Below are 14,434 nucleotides of genomic sequence, written 5' to 3'. Positions count from 1 at the left end.
ACAAACTGAAATATACTATTTGTTACGTGCGATATTCGTAATAAATTTATAACGATCTCCACGATAAATACATTTCACGTACTCTAGCGGTACCTCACCTTCTGAATATGACCATTGACGCATTACAAGTACAGGCGCCTTTTTAGGAATATGCAGATGTTCAGCTTCATTTTCCGTCGCAACGGAAGCTTCAATTGACTGAGTAGCGCTAACAAGTTTAAAGCCCAGTTTTTTCTCTAAATGTTCATATAAAGATTGTTGCAATATCTCTTCGTTAATATCTTTTACAAGAGCTGGCGACAAATATGTCGTCTCAAAAGCAATCGGTTCATCATCAGCTAAGCGAATACGCCTCACTTCATAAACCGATTCCCCCTCCTGTATTCTCAACCGGTCTGCTATTTTAGCAGTAGCTGGAACTAGGCGGAAACTAAGTAATTGACTACTTGGGTTCATCCCACGAGAAATCATGTCTTCTGTGAATCCCGTCATTCCTTGCAATTTTTGTTCCACTTTCGGAAGTTGGACAAATGTTCCAATTCCACGCTTCCGATATAAATAGCCTTGTTCCACTAAATTATTAATCGCCTGTCTGATTGTCATTCGACTCACTTCGAACTTATCACAAAGTTCATTCTCAGATGGGATTTTATCTCCCGGCTTCCATTCGCCGTCCTCAATTAGCTGTTTCACCCACTCTTGAATCTGATAATAGATCGGAAATGGTGAATACTTGTCGATGTTCATCAGCAATCGCCTCACTGCATAAAGATAGAGCTTCTTGATCAGCGATTACGGTTACATTCGGATGACGTTGTAAAACTGTAGCCGGACACTCTTCACTATATTCACCTTGCAATAATTCTTTAACAGCTTCTGCCTTTTTAGAACCCATAGCAACAAGTAGAACTTGTTTCGCTTTCATAATGCTTCCAATTCCCATTGTAATCGCATGAGTTGGCACATCTTCTTCTTTTTCGAAGAAGCGAAGGTTTGCTTGGCGTGTAGATTCTGTTAATTCAACAATGTTTGTTGGAGAATTAAACGGTGTTCCTGGCTCATTAAATCCGATGTGACCGTTTTCACCGATTCCAAGAATCTGTAGGTCAACTGGGTTAGCAGCTAGAATGCTCTCGTAACGTTTGCACTCTTCCTCTAAATCACTTGCCATCCCGTTTGGTACATAAGTTTGTTTAAATGGAAGATGATCAAACAACTGTTCTTGCATGAAATAGTGATAGCTGTTTTTATCTTCATGTGGTAAATTTACGTACTCATCTAAGTTTACAGTGGTTACACGGCTTGTATCAAGTTTATTTTTTCGCATTTCTGCATAAATACCTAATGGAGAGCTTCCTGTAGCCATTCCTAATGTTGGATTTTCTTTTGTTTTTACAACTTCTTCAATTAATTTATAACCTGCTTCTGCTAGTTCTTCTGGAGTTTTTACAACAAGAATATTCATTTAATTACTTCCCTTCCTTCATATGAATTCCTAAACGAACCGTATCATATACATGTAAATCTTCATTCATCACAACAAAGTCTGCATCTTTTCCTACCGCTAATGCACCTTTATTATTTAATCCAAACTCTTCTGCTTGGTTAACTGATGTCATCAGTACTGCATCTTCGATTGAACAACCTGTAAATTCAATTACATTTCGGAAAGCTTGATCCATTTTTAGAATACTACCAGCTAACGTTCCATCTTCTAATCGAGCACTACCATCTTTTACATGTACTGGCTGTCCGCCAAGCTCATATAATCCATCTTCAAGACCTTTTGCACGCATTGCGTCAGTAATAACACTTACTTTTTTTGGTCCTTTTAACTTATATGCTAATTTCACCATATCAGGGTGAATATGAATACCATCTGTAATTACTTCAACCATTACATCTGGATTTAATAACACATGACCAACAACTCCTGGTTCACGGTGATGTAATCCACGCATTTGATTGTATAAATGTGTTGCATGTGTAATTTTTCTATTTTTTAGTTGCCCATCAATTGCATCTGTATGCCCCATTGTGCCAACTACACCAGTTTCAGCAAGATATTGTTCAAACTCTAATGCTCCCTCTTCTTCTGGTGCATATGTTACTAATTTAATTAAATTCCCACTTGCTTCTTGCCATTGTTTAAATTGCTCAATATTTGCAGGAACGATATGTTCAAGTGGTTGTGCACCTGCACGTTTCTTTGAAACATAAGGTCCTTCTAAGTGAATATATCCGAAATGCGCTCCTTTTTCTTTTGCTTCTTTTGCAGCAGTTAACGCTGCTTCAATTGCCTCTGGAGCTTGTGTCATTGTTGTTGGGAAGTAAGTTGTAACCCCTTCTTTTAACATTTCTTTACCTAGAGTTACTAACCCATCGCTATTTGCATCCATCGCATCAATATCGTATCCACCATGAATATGAACATCGATCATACCTGGAATTACAATCTTCCCTGTAGCATCAAAAACAGTTTCATTTTCTTGTGGTACATATTGAGCCATCAAACCAATTTCTTTAATGGTTTCTGCGTAACGAATAAATCCGTTTTCCACTATTTCTTGACCTGTGTAAATTTTGGCATTGATGACAATTTGCGTTTTCATTTTCATCGATCCTTTCCCATGAATTACCTACTTGTTATTATTACCTTATTCGCCTAGTTCCATCTTAATATACACACGAGTAGTTGTCTATACATTCTAATAAAATTTCCTTTTTATTCAACAGAAAAGGAAATTTCTTACGTCTCTTATAATTATAATATATATTATTCATTTTTCCAAAAAGGGACAGTATCGCCCCTAATATAGAAATCACTTCAATAATGGCATTAACCCGCTAGACTCTAACATAATATGTTCACCATCTGTTTCCATTTCTACTGTACTTTTATTCGTTCTATATACCATTATACCGTGCCTTTTTAAGCGTTTCACTACACTTTGGTGAGGATGTCCATACGGATTACTACTCCCGTACGACAAAATAGCAAACTGCGGTTCCACTTTTTTTATAAACGTTTCACTTGTTGAAGTATATGAGCCGTGATGCCCCACTTTTAACACATCTGCATGGACATCAAATTGTTTTAATATTTCATGTTCTGTCCGTACATCCGCGTCACCCATTAATAAAAAATCCGCTTTTCCATATCGCACCTTTAAAACAATTGAGGATTCATTATTTTCATCTTTTGATTTCCCGTTGTTTAATACTTGTATAGAAACATGTGGATCCAGCGGTATATATTGTCCTTCCTTTACTGAAACGAAAGGTATCCCTCTTTTTTTTATATTATTCCGATACGTATGATAAGTAAGAGAACTATATGTTTTTCCGCTATCTAATATAAGCGATACCGGCATTTGCTCTACAATTGGAATTAACCCCCCTATATGATCCATATCGGGATGCGTGCTGACGATTACATCTAAATGATTAATCCCTTTCTCAATTAATTTCTGAATAATAACCTCTCCTGCTTCATAAGGTCCTCCATCAATTAACATTGTTTGTCCATTTGGCATTATAATAAGTGTTGCGTCACCTTGCCCCACTTTTAAAAAGCTCACTTTCATTTTACTAAGATGTTGCCGATGCATATGTAAAGGAGACGTAGTATGAATGGACATCATATACCTTTTAGCTGATGCGCTATTTAAAGAAAAACATAATAAAACAGAAACTAATAATAAAATAATCCGCATACCTCTCATAACTCGTCTCCTTTTTTCATTTAGTATGGCACTGTAAATAATTGATATACAAAAAAAGCTTAGCAAAATGCTAAGCTTTTATTTCGATATCTCTTGTAAGGAACCGAAGAATAAATCTGCTTCATTCATTTGTTCATTCTCTTCAGAAAGCGGTGGTAAATCATCTAATGTTTTCAATCCAAATGTGTCTAAAAATTCTTTTGTTGTTCCGTATAAAATAGGACGCCCTGGTCCTTCTGCTCTTCCCATTTCTTTTATAAGTAAATGTGAAACCAACGTTTGTAACGCCTTATCAGTTTTAACTCCTCTAATCTCTTCCATTTCAGTCCTTGTGATTGGTTGGCGATATGCAACAATCGCTAACGTTTCGAGGGCAGCTTGTGAGAGTGAAGCAGCTGTTGGTGTATCTATTAATTTTTGATAATATGAAGCATGTTCTTTCTTTGTAGCAAAACGATATACTTTTGCATACTGTACAATTTGCAAACCACGGTTTGCACCTTCACATTCTTGTTGCATTTCTTCTAAAATATTAATTGCTTCATTCATTTCAATTTCAAGAACTTTCGCTATTTGTTCTGGATAAATCCCTTCATCACCAGAAACAAATAAAAGGCCTTCAATAATTGACTTTTGTTCTTTCCTATCCATTTCACGAGCTCCTTCCTTCTATTTTCTCATAAAAATACACATCAAAAAACCGAATCACAATTAATGCGTTCGGTTCAATATTTTTTCTCTTGTTCCAAACGATACATTAAAACATAGCATGAGATAAAATGTTGCTATCCCATTTTCACATACTTGCTCTATGCAGATTTATTAGAGCTTGATACGAAAATTTCATCAAAATTATGTTCTTGCTCAATTATGATTTGTTGGTTTTTCATAAGTTCCAGAACTGCTAAAAATGTTACAACCATTATTTCACGTTCATCATCAACAAACAAATCATAAAAACTTTGGCGACCACCCTTTATTTTTAACTGTTTTAAAATATCAGTCATTCGCTGTTCAATTGGTATTTCTTGACGAGTAATACGTGTTGTTACAGGTTTTTTTGCCTTTTTACGGCGCATTAATTTTTGAAATGCTGCTAGCATATCATATAACGTAACATCAAGAGGTAAGCTTGTCTCCTCTTCTTGTTGCAACGATGTAAAGTCAATTGGTGGACGTGTATATAGCTGTGCTCTTTCTTGTTCTCTTTCTTTTAACTCAGTAGCAACTTGCTTATATTTCTTATATTCAATTAACCTCTCCATCAATTCTTGACGAGGATCATCTATAAAATCATCACCGTTATCAAGTACATCTTCTTCATGTTTCGGCAACAACATCTTACTTTTAATTTGTAATAACGTTGCAGCCATTACTAAATACTCACTTGCAACATCTAATTGAAGTTCTTTCATCGTATGCACATAAGATAAATATTGCTCTGTAATATCTGCTACAGGAATATTATATATATCAATTTCATAACGATGTATTAAATGTAACAATAGATCTAACGGCCCTTCAAAAGCCTCTACTTTAAAATTATATTGCACAAAGCATCCCACCACATTTTTTCTATAACAACATAAGTATAGAGCATACTCATGTTCTATCCAACCTTTTTAAGAAATTTAATTAAAAATAGACCGATGCCTATGTCATCATGCCCACCACTTCATATGATAACAGTGTAGTAAGAACAATGTAGGAGGTCAAAAAACTATGGGTCACGTTGATTGTGGTTTTAGCGGTGGGTTCGCATTACTTGTTGTACTGTTTATTTTACTAATTATTGTAGGAGCAGCTTGCTTCTGCTAATATGAACAATAACGGCTAGGGGGAAACCTCCTAGTCGTTTATTGTTCATATTTCTATGATACACTTATATGTATAACCGTTAGATAGGAGCGAGAAAACATGTATCCTACCGAATACATACAATTTTTAATTCATTTCCATGGAGATTATGACTATTTTGAATGCCACGAAATACTAGAAGAGTATTGGAAGACAAAACCAAGAGGTAATCGTGATCATTACTTAGTTGGTCTCATTCAAATTGCAGTTTCTTTATACCACCAAAGACGTGCTAATTGGAATGGTTCTACAAAAATGATGAAAAGCGCAATTACAATTTTAGAAAAAAGCGGTGTGCCTTTACAACGTTTAGGAATTAATCAAGTACAACTTCTTTCCTTGCTCAATGAAAGATTGCAATCTATCCATAAAAAAGAACGTTTTGTACCTTTATTTTTACCCTTATCAGATTCATCGTTAGAGAAGCAGTGCATAGAGTTATGTCAAAAACAAAACCTCTCTTGGAAAGACTTGAATGCTATCCCAGGTGAATATATTATAAACAAGCACACTTTGCGTGATCGCACAGAGGTCATTACTGAACGAAACGAACAATTACAAAAAAGAAAGCAGAGATAATAAACTACTTATCTCTGCTTTCACGAATGTATATTTTGTTCTAGCCCTTTACATTTTTCGCAAAAACTTGCTGTTTGCTCATTTCCGCAAATTGTAAACTCAAGAAATTTACTCTTTAACTCTTGAACCATCTTCGTCCCAATCCCCACATGACGGTGAGACGGGTTCACACTCAAATGCTGAATTTCTAATACTTGATTCTCTTTTTTTACAATCCCCATTATTCCAACAAAATCTTCATTTTCTTTCCACAAATACAATTGCCAATCATCTTTTGCTTCATATTCTTTCATTGTCAATTGTAATGTTTTCACATCTTTTTCAGTTGGCATAAACGAAAGAAGCCCCATTGCAATTTTTTCATAACTTTTTTTAAAACGAATTAACATAACCCTTATCCCTTCTTACAAAAGTTACAAACTAGTAATCCCCTCAATCACTCTTTTCATATCACATTCATTTTACAATATTTTGAACAGAGTGAGAAGAGTCTAAAACAACTTGATAATCATACAAAGCGAAAAGAAGAAAGTCAAATCTATGTTTCAGCACTATTCCTTTAATAAATAGAGTTAAAAAAAGAAAATTTTATATGGAATGGAAAGAAACATATCATTCAACAGCACTTCATTTATAGTTACTCTAAAGCAGCACAATTCTAGCAAAATTAATATAACAAAAAATATTTATTGAAACATATAATGTAATGTATTCTATGTAATTGGTTAAAGGTTTGTTCTCACAAGCAATATATTTTAGCAACACTACTACTTGTATGATGAGCTGTAGAAGTAGTACTCAATCTCATTAAAAATAAAAAAGAGAGCAAAAGCTCTCTTTTTCCTTACCTTATTCTTCCCAAACTTTAACTTCTTTCATTACATCGCCTTGACGCATTTTTAATACTGTTTCAATACCGCTTGTTGCTTTACCGAATACAGTATGAACACCATCTAAATGCGGCTGTGGCTCATGAACGATAAAGAATTGGCTACCGCCTGTGTTACGGCCAGCGTGAGCCATAGAAAGTGATCCTACAAGGTGTCTATGAGGGTTTCCATCAGTTTCACATGGAATAGAGTAACCTGGGCCACCTGCACCTGTACCTGTTGGGTCTCCACCTTGGCTTACGAAGCCAGGAATAACACGGTGGAATGTAACACCGTCATAAAATCCTTGCTCTGCTAATTTTTTAAAGTTTTCTACTGTTTTCGGTGCTTCTTCTGGGAAAAATTCCAAGTCGATTTTTTCACCGTTTTCCATTAATATGTATCCTAAAGTTTTCATACGTATATGTCTCCTTTCAACTATCTCAGCACTATATTACCACATTCATGACTAGAAACAAAAAGAATCCGACAATCTAGATACTTCTTTTTTGAAATGTGGAAAAAGCTAGGTGACAAATAAGAAATATATACTATAATAACTTTGTTGCCCGAAAATTTTAGAAAGAGAAAGGGAGCGATTTTTCGTGAAAACGAAATTACTAGCTCTGCTATTAGCTGTAACGGTATTTATGATGCCAACAGCTTCGTTTGCAGACATCATCGAGGGAGAATCAATTGTTACATTAGGAGAGAACTTATCTGAACAACAAAAACAAGATCTGTTAAAAGAAATGAAAGCACCGAAAGATGCTACAATTATTACTGTATCTAATGCGGAAGAACATAAATTTCTAGAAGGCATTGTTCCAAAAGCACAAATTGGTACGAGAGCAATTTCTTCTTCTATGATTACATACACAAAACCAGGATCTGGTCTTATTGTACGATCAAAGAACATTAACTGGGTAACAGATGCAATGTACACTAACGCTTTGATTACAGCAGGTGTAAAAGATGCAGAAATTCAAATTACTGCACCTTTTAAAGTTTCAGGAACTGCAGCTTTAACTGGATTAATGAAAGCATACGAAACTGCGTCCAATAAACAAATTCCTGAAGAAGTTAAAAAAGTAGCGAATGAAGAAATGGTACAAACAGCCCAGCTTGGTGATAAAATTGGTGAAGAAAAAGCAGTTCAACTTGTTGCAAAAATTAAAGAAGAAATTGCAAAAGAACAGCCAAAAACAACAGAAGATTTACGTTCATTAATTAAAAAAATTGCTGATCAACTCGGCATTACATTGACAGATGAACAGTTAGATAACTTAGTATCGTTATTTGATAAAATGAAAAATCTTAATATCGATTGGAATCAAGTTGGTAGTCAATTAAACAAAGCAAAAGAACACGTTTCTGCCTTCTTAGGTTCTGAAGAAGGACAAAGTTTTCTAGATAAAGTGAAAGATTTCTTCTCAAGTATCATTGATTTTGTAAAATCTTTATTCAAGTAAAAAAGAAGCCCGCCAGTGACGGGCTTCTTTTTTATACAAGTAATGGTAATTTCATAACAGCCTCTTCAACCGAACGCACTATATGATTTGCTTTCTCCTTTACATATGGATGGGCATGATGAAGAGTAAATGAATGCGGGGTTACTTCAAACATAGAAATATCATTGAAAGAATCTCCAATACAAGCAACTTCATTTGCTTCAATTTGCAAATGGTCCATTAGTCGCTTTAGAGCACTCCCCTTACTCACGCCTCTTGGCATAATATCAACATAGCGTTTACCTGATATAAAAACTTCCGCTTCGCCTTGAAACGTATCTCGTAGCTCTTGATCTAACGTCACAATTTTCTCTTCTTCTCCAAAAACAAACAATTTTGCAGGTTGTACAGTCTTACCAAACTCTTCTTCTAACGCTTCAATTTCAGCGATATGCACGCCCATATACGCTTCAAAATTATGGTGATGTTCATTCTTCCTTTTTGTATATCGCTGCTCATTTGCACAAACAATATCCGCTAGTCCTTTTTTATGTATATATCGATATATTTCCTGGGCAACCACATTTTCAAAACTCGATTCATGAAATAAATTTCCATCCGGAAGCAACATTGTCGCTCCATTTAAGCCAGTTGTATAATATGGGAATGAAAACCTTTTTACAACTTCATCAATTCTGTGTGTAAAGCGGCCAGAGGCAAAACAAATATTTGTCCCTTTCTCAGCTAACCAACACAGCGCACGTTCATCTTCTTTTTGCATATGATTCACATCGTAAACGAGCGTGTCATCTAAATCACTTACAAATAATTTAATCATGTCCTCTTCCCCTTCCATACACAATATCTACTCTAAGTGTACACAAAAAATGTTTGATTTTTGTTAAAAAATAATAAATTTTTGCTAAAAAAAATAAACGGGTGTATAATCCCGTTTATTTTTGTCTTTTTACATTTTGAGGTCTTACAATACTTGGTCGTACTTTTAAACTAGACATCGTTGGACGGAGTAAAATTTTTGTTAATGCGCCCCAATCAAATGGTAAAAACGGCCATAAATAAGGTGTTTGTAAACTTTTTATAGACGTTAAAAATAAAATTAATATCGTCATACCAATTACAAATCCCATCTCATGGAAGAGGCCTGTTAAAATAATAACAAACAATTTCCCAACCTTATTCCCTAATCCTAATTCATAACTCGGTGTTGCATATGCACCAATCATCGAAACTGCTACATACAAAATTACTTCTGGCACAAACAAACCTACATCAATTGCAATTTGACCAATTAATATAGCGGAAATCAACCCTGCTGCAGACGATAACGGCGTTGGAGTATGAATGGCTGCCATCCTTAAAAACTCAAGTCCGACCTCTGCCATTAACACCTGTAATAAAATTGGTAAATGCGTCATCTTAGTCGGTCCAATAAAAGCAAGATTTGCTGGCAAAAGAGTTGGATCAAATACAAACACTAACCAAAATGGTAATAAAAATAACGAGAATATAACACCTAAAAAGCGCACCCAGCGTAAAAATGTACCGACAGCTGGATTTTGTCTAAACTCTTCCGCGTGCTGTAAATGATGAAAATATGTTGTCGGTGTAATCATAGCACTTGGCGATGTGTCAACAAGTACTAACACATGTCCTTCTAGTAGATGATTTGCTGCTACATCTGGCCTTTCTGTATATCGAATAAGTGGAAATGGGTTATAGCTTTGCTTTACAACAAATTCTTCTACTGTTTTATCCGCCATCGTAATTCCATCTACATCGATGTTATTTAATTCTTGTTTTATAATCTTTACTAAATCCGGATTTGCAACATCTTGAACGTATGTAATGCAAATATCCGTTTGTGATCTATCTCCCACTCGAACCATTTCATTTCGAAGACGTGGATCTCGAATTCTTCTACGGATTAATGCTGTATTTACAACGATATTTTCAACAAATCCATCCCTTGCACCGCGTACTACCTTTTCGGTATCTGGTTCTGTCGGCGTTCGCCCTGGATAACTACGAACATCGATTGCGAACGCTTCCGTTTCACCTTCCACAAATATCACGATGAGTCCTGATAATACTTGGAGCATTACCTCATCCATCGTTTTCACTTTACTTACTTGTTGATGGATTAAGCGATTCTCTAAAAGCTTCACTGTATCTTCTTCTACATCCCTTATCTCATTTGTATCCACCGCTTCTTCTAAAATAGGGATAATATAATTTGTATCACAAAGTCCGTTTACAAATAACACACCAATTTCTTTATTCAAAATTTGAAATTTACGAATGCCAACATCGTATGTAACGCCTAGCCCAACTGTCTGCTTTAAATAATTTTCATTGTCACTTATGAAAGTTGATATAGGGATATCCACTTTTTTAGGCTTCGTCATAAAAACCACTCCTTTCCAAAATTAATTGAATTGCTTTCTTCGTAATAGGTGATCCCCTCTCCCATTCATCATTTCCACACATCTTACCAATGTCACCGACTCCAACGATGACAGGAACATTCAAGTCATCTAAACAATAAATTGTATCTCCGCTAATTCTGCCAATTTCCCCATCTGGAAGTCCAAATTTATCAACACCGTATTCGGTTAAATTCCCATTCCGATCTACACTTACATCTACACGTGCCCATTCCCAATGATGCGTATTAGACGCTACCGCTAAAATACCGAGCACATCAATTTGTTTATGGGTAGCCACATATTTTAAAGCCTTTTCACCAGATCCTTCTCCAATAAATCCACTGTCATCAAACATGACAAATACAGGGTCATATGGCGTTTGCATAATAAGCTCAACAACTTTTTTCCCTGTCAATTTGGTTGGATTACTTTGTGATGCTGAAATACACCTTCCCCCAAATTCCTTCGTTAAAAGCTCAATTGTCCGCTTTGCATATTCATCTCCATCTGTGACCAAAACAACCCTTCGTCTCATTTGATTTATCCTTTCGGTTTACATATAAGTGCTATAAAAAACGAAAACAATATCGCTGCGGAAATGCCCGCAGACGTTAAACTAAACATGCCAATACCAATTCCTAAATATCCATGTTTTTCTGCTGCATGCATTGCTCCGTGCAATAGTGAATGTCCAAAACTTGTAATAGGGACTGTTGCTCCAGCACCTGCAAACTTTATTAGTTTATCGTACAATCCAAATCCATCTAAAATTGCTCCGATGACTACAAAAGTTGCCATTAAATGAGCTGGTGTTAACTTTACGAAATCTAACAATAGTTGCCCAATTAAACAAATAACTCCACCTACAAGAAATGCATATATAAAATCCACAATTCACTCTCCTTTAACTCTCTCAAATACGACACCATGTGCAATTGTTGGAATCGTTTCCTTCTGTTGCATCATCATCGGGCTTAATAATGCACCAGTCGCAACGACAAAAATTCGTTGTAAATTCCCTTTTTGCATCTCGTGTAATAAATGACCATATGTGACAACTGCTGAACAAGCGCAACCACTACCACCTGCAAACACTTCTTCTTGACTTGATTCATAAATCATCAATCCACAATCATTGTATATATGCCCAAGATCATAACCTTCCTCAAGTAAAAGTTGTTTCGCAATCGGCGTCCCAACAGCTGATAAATCACCCGTAACAATCAAATCATAATCATCGGCACTTCTTCTTAAATCTTCAAAATGTTGTTGAATTGTATGAGCTGCTGCTGGAGCCATCGCTGCCCCCATATCCAAAGGATTTGTAATTCCTAAATCTTGCACTTTTCCAATTGTAGCCGACGTAATTTTAATTGCACTTTTTTCATTGCTAATTAATATAGATCCTGCACCAGTCACAGTTGAATTTGCTGTCCCTGGCTTTTGTCCACCGTACTCTGTTGGATAGCGAAATTGTCTTTCAGCCGTTGCATTATGACTACTTACTGTAGCTAAGACACGATTTGCAAATCCACCGTCTATAAAAGCTGAGCCAACTGCTAAAGTCTCCATAGACGTCGCACAAGCGCTAAACATTCCTAAAAAAGGAATGCCCCACTTACGCGCAACATAATTTGCTGTCACTGTTTGATTTAATAAATCTCCCGCTAAAAAGAAATCAATTTGCGATGTTTTTATATTCCCTTTTTGCACTGCTTGTTGAATTGAGTCTGACATTAATCTTCGTTCGGCAAGCTCCCAATTTTCTTCTCCACAATGCAAGTCACCATATGAAATATCAAATTCTTTCCCAAGAGGGCCCTCAGCTTCTTTCGGACCGACAGCAGTACCCGTTGCATTCACATATATATCATTTTGAAATACCCACGTTTGTTTTCCGGTCAACCTCATACTAGCCCTCCTTTAAGACATAAAAATTTTAAAGGTATACCTTATTAACCCAATGATATATGCACCAACAACCCCAAATACAATCACACTTCCTGCCAGTTTAAACATATTTGTAGCAATCCCTAGAACAACCCCTTCGCTCTTATGTTCTAAGGCAGCGCTCGCCATAGAATTTGCAAATCCTGTTACCGGTACCGCTGATCCTGCTCCAGCAAATTGACCGATTTTATCATATACACCACACCCTGTTAAAATCGCGGATAATAAAACAAGGGTTGCAACAGTTGGGTTTCCTGCCTCTTGTTCACTGAAGTGAAAATAATGTATATAAAATTTCATCAATACTTCTCCAACTGTGCAAATGAGTCCACCTACAAGAAATGCTTTAATACAATTTAGCAAATAGTTTGGCTTTGGATGATACTCCTTCACTTTATTTATGTAATCATCCTTCAATTTCTGACTTGTCATTTATATACTGCCTCCTACTTTACGAAATAAATCCAGTGAAACAACGATCCTATTACTTTCCCAAGTACAAGAGCGACGAGTAAAACAATAATCTTCCCCTCTACCCCTACTCGTTTCGCTAAAATAGGTAGAACATTTAGCACCTCTGTTAATGCTGCAGCAAGCATTCCAATGAACGTGCCACAAAATATCCCTAATATAACGAGCCAATATTGCGACGTTTGAAATGTAATGTTTTTCAAACTGCACCAAGCCCCTGTTAAAGTACCTGCAATGACTGCCCACTCAAAATATTGAATATGCTTTCCACTTCTCGTTAATTGGGCTAAACGGGGGATTATACCAAGTACAGCTAAAAATGCGACATATCCGCTACCTACCGCAATCCCTCCAGCTAAACCAATTAAAATAACAAATCCAGACTCAATCATCGGTAAGTTGTTTCATATTATCCTTGTTTTCATTAACGATTACATACTGATCAAGTGACTGTTGGTATTGAAACATCTCAACTTCTAGCGGACTTGGCTCTTCATTAATTCGCTTTTGAAATACATGATTAAAGAATAAAACCATCCCTAAGCCAAGACCTAAAGAATAAGGAATTTGAAATAAAAGTGGTTGCGCATTAAATTCTCCAGTAATCATGTAATATAACCGTTGATGTACTTGTTGCATACTTACATCTTCATGGAAATAAATGATCGCAAGGGCGGCTCCAATGAACAGTAACAGCCATACAAGCCCGAAAAAAATTGGGTGCGCCTTCTTTTTTTCGTATATAATTTCAACAAGAGTTTGTCCAGAACCGAGTAAATTAATTTGTACATGAGATGCTTTCTGTTGAATAATCTCAATTACTTTCATAACATCAATTACAACATGCGTCTTATCATGCACTGTTATTTTGTAAACTATCTCATTTTGTAACAACTCAACTACGGAAGAATCTCCGGCAAGTTGAGCAACATCGCCCAGCTTTACTTCATAAGTAGGAGAAACTTTTAAACGATTGCGCATTTTAATATAAATCGTTTGTTCCAACTTTCATTCACCCCTTCACTCTTCCTCGTAGTTGTAGTATGGTTATTGAATTTTTTTCTAATACAATTTTTTCATAAAAA

19 protein-coding genes are annotated in these 14,434 nt (G+C 35.9%); 3 read left to right on the top strand and 16 right to left on the bottom strand.

What is annotated here, in order from left to right:
- Positions 1 to 15 precede the first annotated feature (15 nt).
- From phnF to scpA, 6 genes are all read right to left on the bottom strand, one after another.
- On the bottom strand, positions 16 to 747 hold the full coding sequence (gene phnF / locus MKY38_RS01725) for a phosphonate metabolism transcriptional regulator PhnF (protein ID WP_021727649.1): 732 nt from the start codon (positions 745 to 747) through the stop codon (positions 16 to 18).
- Positions 677 to 1,465, bottom strand: a complete 789-nt coding sequence (gene nagB, locus MKY38_RS01720; RefSeq protein ID WP_001024210.1) for a glucosamine-6-phosphate deaminase — start codon at positions 1,463 to 1,465, stop codon at positions 677 to 679. Before nagB ends, phnF begins: the two co-directional genes overlap by 71 nt.
- A 4-nt stretch (positions 1,466 to 1,469) precedes the next feature.
- A complete protein-coding gene (gene nagA / locus MKY38_RS01715) occupies positions 1,470 to 2,612 on the bottom strand; it encodes an N-acetylglucosamine-6-phosphate deacetylase (RefSeq protein WP_341050233.1) in 1,143 nt (380 codons plus the stop codon).
- Positions 2,613 to 2,822: 210 nt separating this feature from the next.
- On the bottom strand, positions 2,823 to 3,725 hold the full coding sequence (locus MKY38_RS01710; RefSeq protein ID WP_001214830.1) for a ComEC/Rec2 family competence protein: 903 nt from the start codon (positions 3,723 to 3,725) through the stop codon (positions 2,823 to 2,825).
- A gap of 78 nt (positions 3,726 to 3,803) precedes the next feature.
- Entirely contained in the window at positions 3,804 to 4,376 is a 573-nt protein-coding gene (gene scpB, locus MKY38_RS01705) for a segregation/condensation protein ScpB (RefSeq protein WP_000375168.1), read from the bottom strand.
- Between the two features lie 158 nt (positions 4,377 to 4,534).
- Entirely contained in the window at positions 4,535 to 5,278 is a 744-nt protein-coding gene (scpA, locus tag MKY38_RS01700) for a segregation/condensation protein A (RefSeq protein WP_001199753.1), read from the bottom strand.
- Between the two features lie 169 nt (positions 5,279 to 5,447).
- On the opposite strand from scpA, the gene MKY38_RS01695 reads away from it, so the two are divergent.
- Together MKY38_RS01695 and MKY38_RS01690 are read left to right on the top strand one after the other, a co-directional pair.
- Positions 5,448 to 5,543: a YjcZ family sporulation protein gene (locus MKY38_RS01695; RefSeq protein ID WP_000510194.1), complete on the top strand. Its 96-nt coding sequence runs from the start codon at positions 5,448 to 5,450 to the stop codon at positions 5,541 to 5,543.
- A gap of 99 nt (positions 5,544 to 5,642) precedes the next feature.
- On the top strand, positions 5,643 to 6,161 hold the full coding sequence (locus tag MKY38_RS01690; RefSeq protein WP_000283597.1) for a DUF309 domain-containing protein: 519 nt from the start codon (positions 5,643 to 5,645) through the stop codon (positions 6,159 to 6,161).
- A 20-nt stretch (positions 6,162 to 6,181) separates the two neighbouring features.
- On the opposite strand, the gene ribT is transcribed toward MKY38_RS01690, so the two are convergent.
- Entirely contained in the window at positions 6,182 to 6,550 is a 369-nt protein-coding gene (gene ribT, locus MKY38_RS01685; protein WP_000908401.1) for a GNAT family N-acetyltransferase RibT, read from the bottom strand.
- Positions 6,551 to 7,010: 460 nt separating this feature from the next.
- Complete coding sequence (locus tag MKY38_RS01680; RefSeq protein WP_000853782.1) at positions 7,011 to 7,448, bottom strand: peptidylprolyl isomerase; 438 nt, start codon at positions 7,446 to 7,448, stop codon at positions 7,011 to 7,013.
- Positions 7,449 to 7,635: 187 nt separating this feature from the next.
- On the opposite strand from MKY38_RS01680, the gene MKY38_RS01675 reads away from it, so the two are divergent.
- Positions 7,636 to 8,502, top strand: a complete 867-nt coding sequence (locus MKY38_RS01675) for a DUF1002 domain-containing protein (protein WP_000850515.1) — start codon at positions 7,636 to 7,638, stop codon at positions 8,500 to 8,502.
- 31 nt (positions 8,503 to 8,533) lie between these two features.
- Here MKY38_RS01675 and MKY38_RS01670 read toward each other — a convergent pair whose 3' ends face one another.
- From MKY38_RS01670 to MKY38_RS01635, 8 genes are all read right to left on the bottom strand, one after another.
- On the bottom strand, positions 8,534 to 9,337 hold the full coding sequence (locus MKY38_RS01670; protein ID WP_065222916.1) for a Cof-type HAD-IIB family hydrolase: 804 nt from the start codon (positions 9,335 to 9,337) through the stop codon (positions 8,534 to 8,536).
- A gap of 97 nt (positions 9,338 to 9,434) precedes the next feature.
- The gene (gene spoVAF, locus MKY38_RS01665; RefSeq protein WP_000165595.1) at positions 9,435 to 10,907 is read right to left on the bottom strand and encodes a spore germination protein SpoVAF; all 1,473 of its coding nucleotides are present in this window, start codon (positions 10,905 to 10,907) and stop codon (positions 9,435 to 9,437) included.
- Entirely contained in the window at positions 10,894 to 11,463 is a 570-nt protein-coding gene (locus MKY38_RS01660) for a stage V sporulation protein AE (protein ID WP_001254415.1), read from the bottom strand. The genes spoVAF and MKY38_RS01660 overlap by 14 nt, the downstream gene beginning before the upstream one ends.
- Before the next feature lie 5 nt (positions 11,464 to 11,468).
- The gene (spoVAE, locus tag MKY38_RS01655) at positions 11,469 to 11,819 is read right to left on the bottom strand and encodes a stage V sporulation protein AE (protein WP_000345916.1); all 351 of its coding nucleotides are present in this window, start codon (positions 11,817 to 11,819) and stop codon (positions 11,469 to 11,471) included.
- A 3-nt stretch (positions 11,820 to 11,822) separates the two neighbouring features.
- The gene (gene spoVAD, locus MKY38_RS01650) at positions 11,823 to 12,839 is read right to left on the bottom strand and encodes a stage V sporulation protein AD (RefSeq protein WP_065222915.1); all 1,017 of its coding nucleotides are present in this window, start codon (positions 12,837 to 12,839) and stop codon (positions 11,823 to 11,825) included.
- Positions 12,840 to 12,851: 12 nt separating this feature from the next.
- Positions 12,852 to 13,310 (bottom strand): stage V sporulation protein AC, encoded by a 459-nt coding sequence (gene spoVAC, locus MKY38_RS01645; protein WP_000203810.1) that lies wholly within the window; start codon positions 13,308 to 13,310, stop codon positions 12,852 to 12,854.
- 14 nt (positions 13,311 to 13,324) lie between these two features.
- Positions 13,325 to 13,741 (bottom strand): stage V sporulation protein SpoVAB, encoded by a 417-nt coding sequence (spoVAB, locus tag MKY38_RS01640; RefSeq protein WP_000572936.1) that lies wholly within the window; start codon positions 13,739 to 13,741, stop codon positions 13,325 to 13,327.
- A complete protein-coding gene (locus tag MKY38_RS01635) occupies positions 13,734 to 14,354 on the bottom strand; it encodes a stage V sporulation protein AA (RefSeq protein ID WP_114555467.1) in 621 nt (206 codons plus the stop codon). Before MKY38_RS01635 ends, spoVAB begins: the two co-directional genes overlap by 8 nt.
- Positions 14,355 to 14,434: the final 80 nt, after the last annotated feature.

Source organism: Bacillus sp. FSL R5-0585, from assembly GCF_038004545.1.
GTDB lineage: Bacteria > Bacillota > Bacilli > Bacillales > Bacillaceae_G > Bacillus_A > Bacillus_A cereus.
Note: the sequence above shows the minus strand (reverse complement) of the source record. Positions and strands in the feature narration are given on the sequence as shown.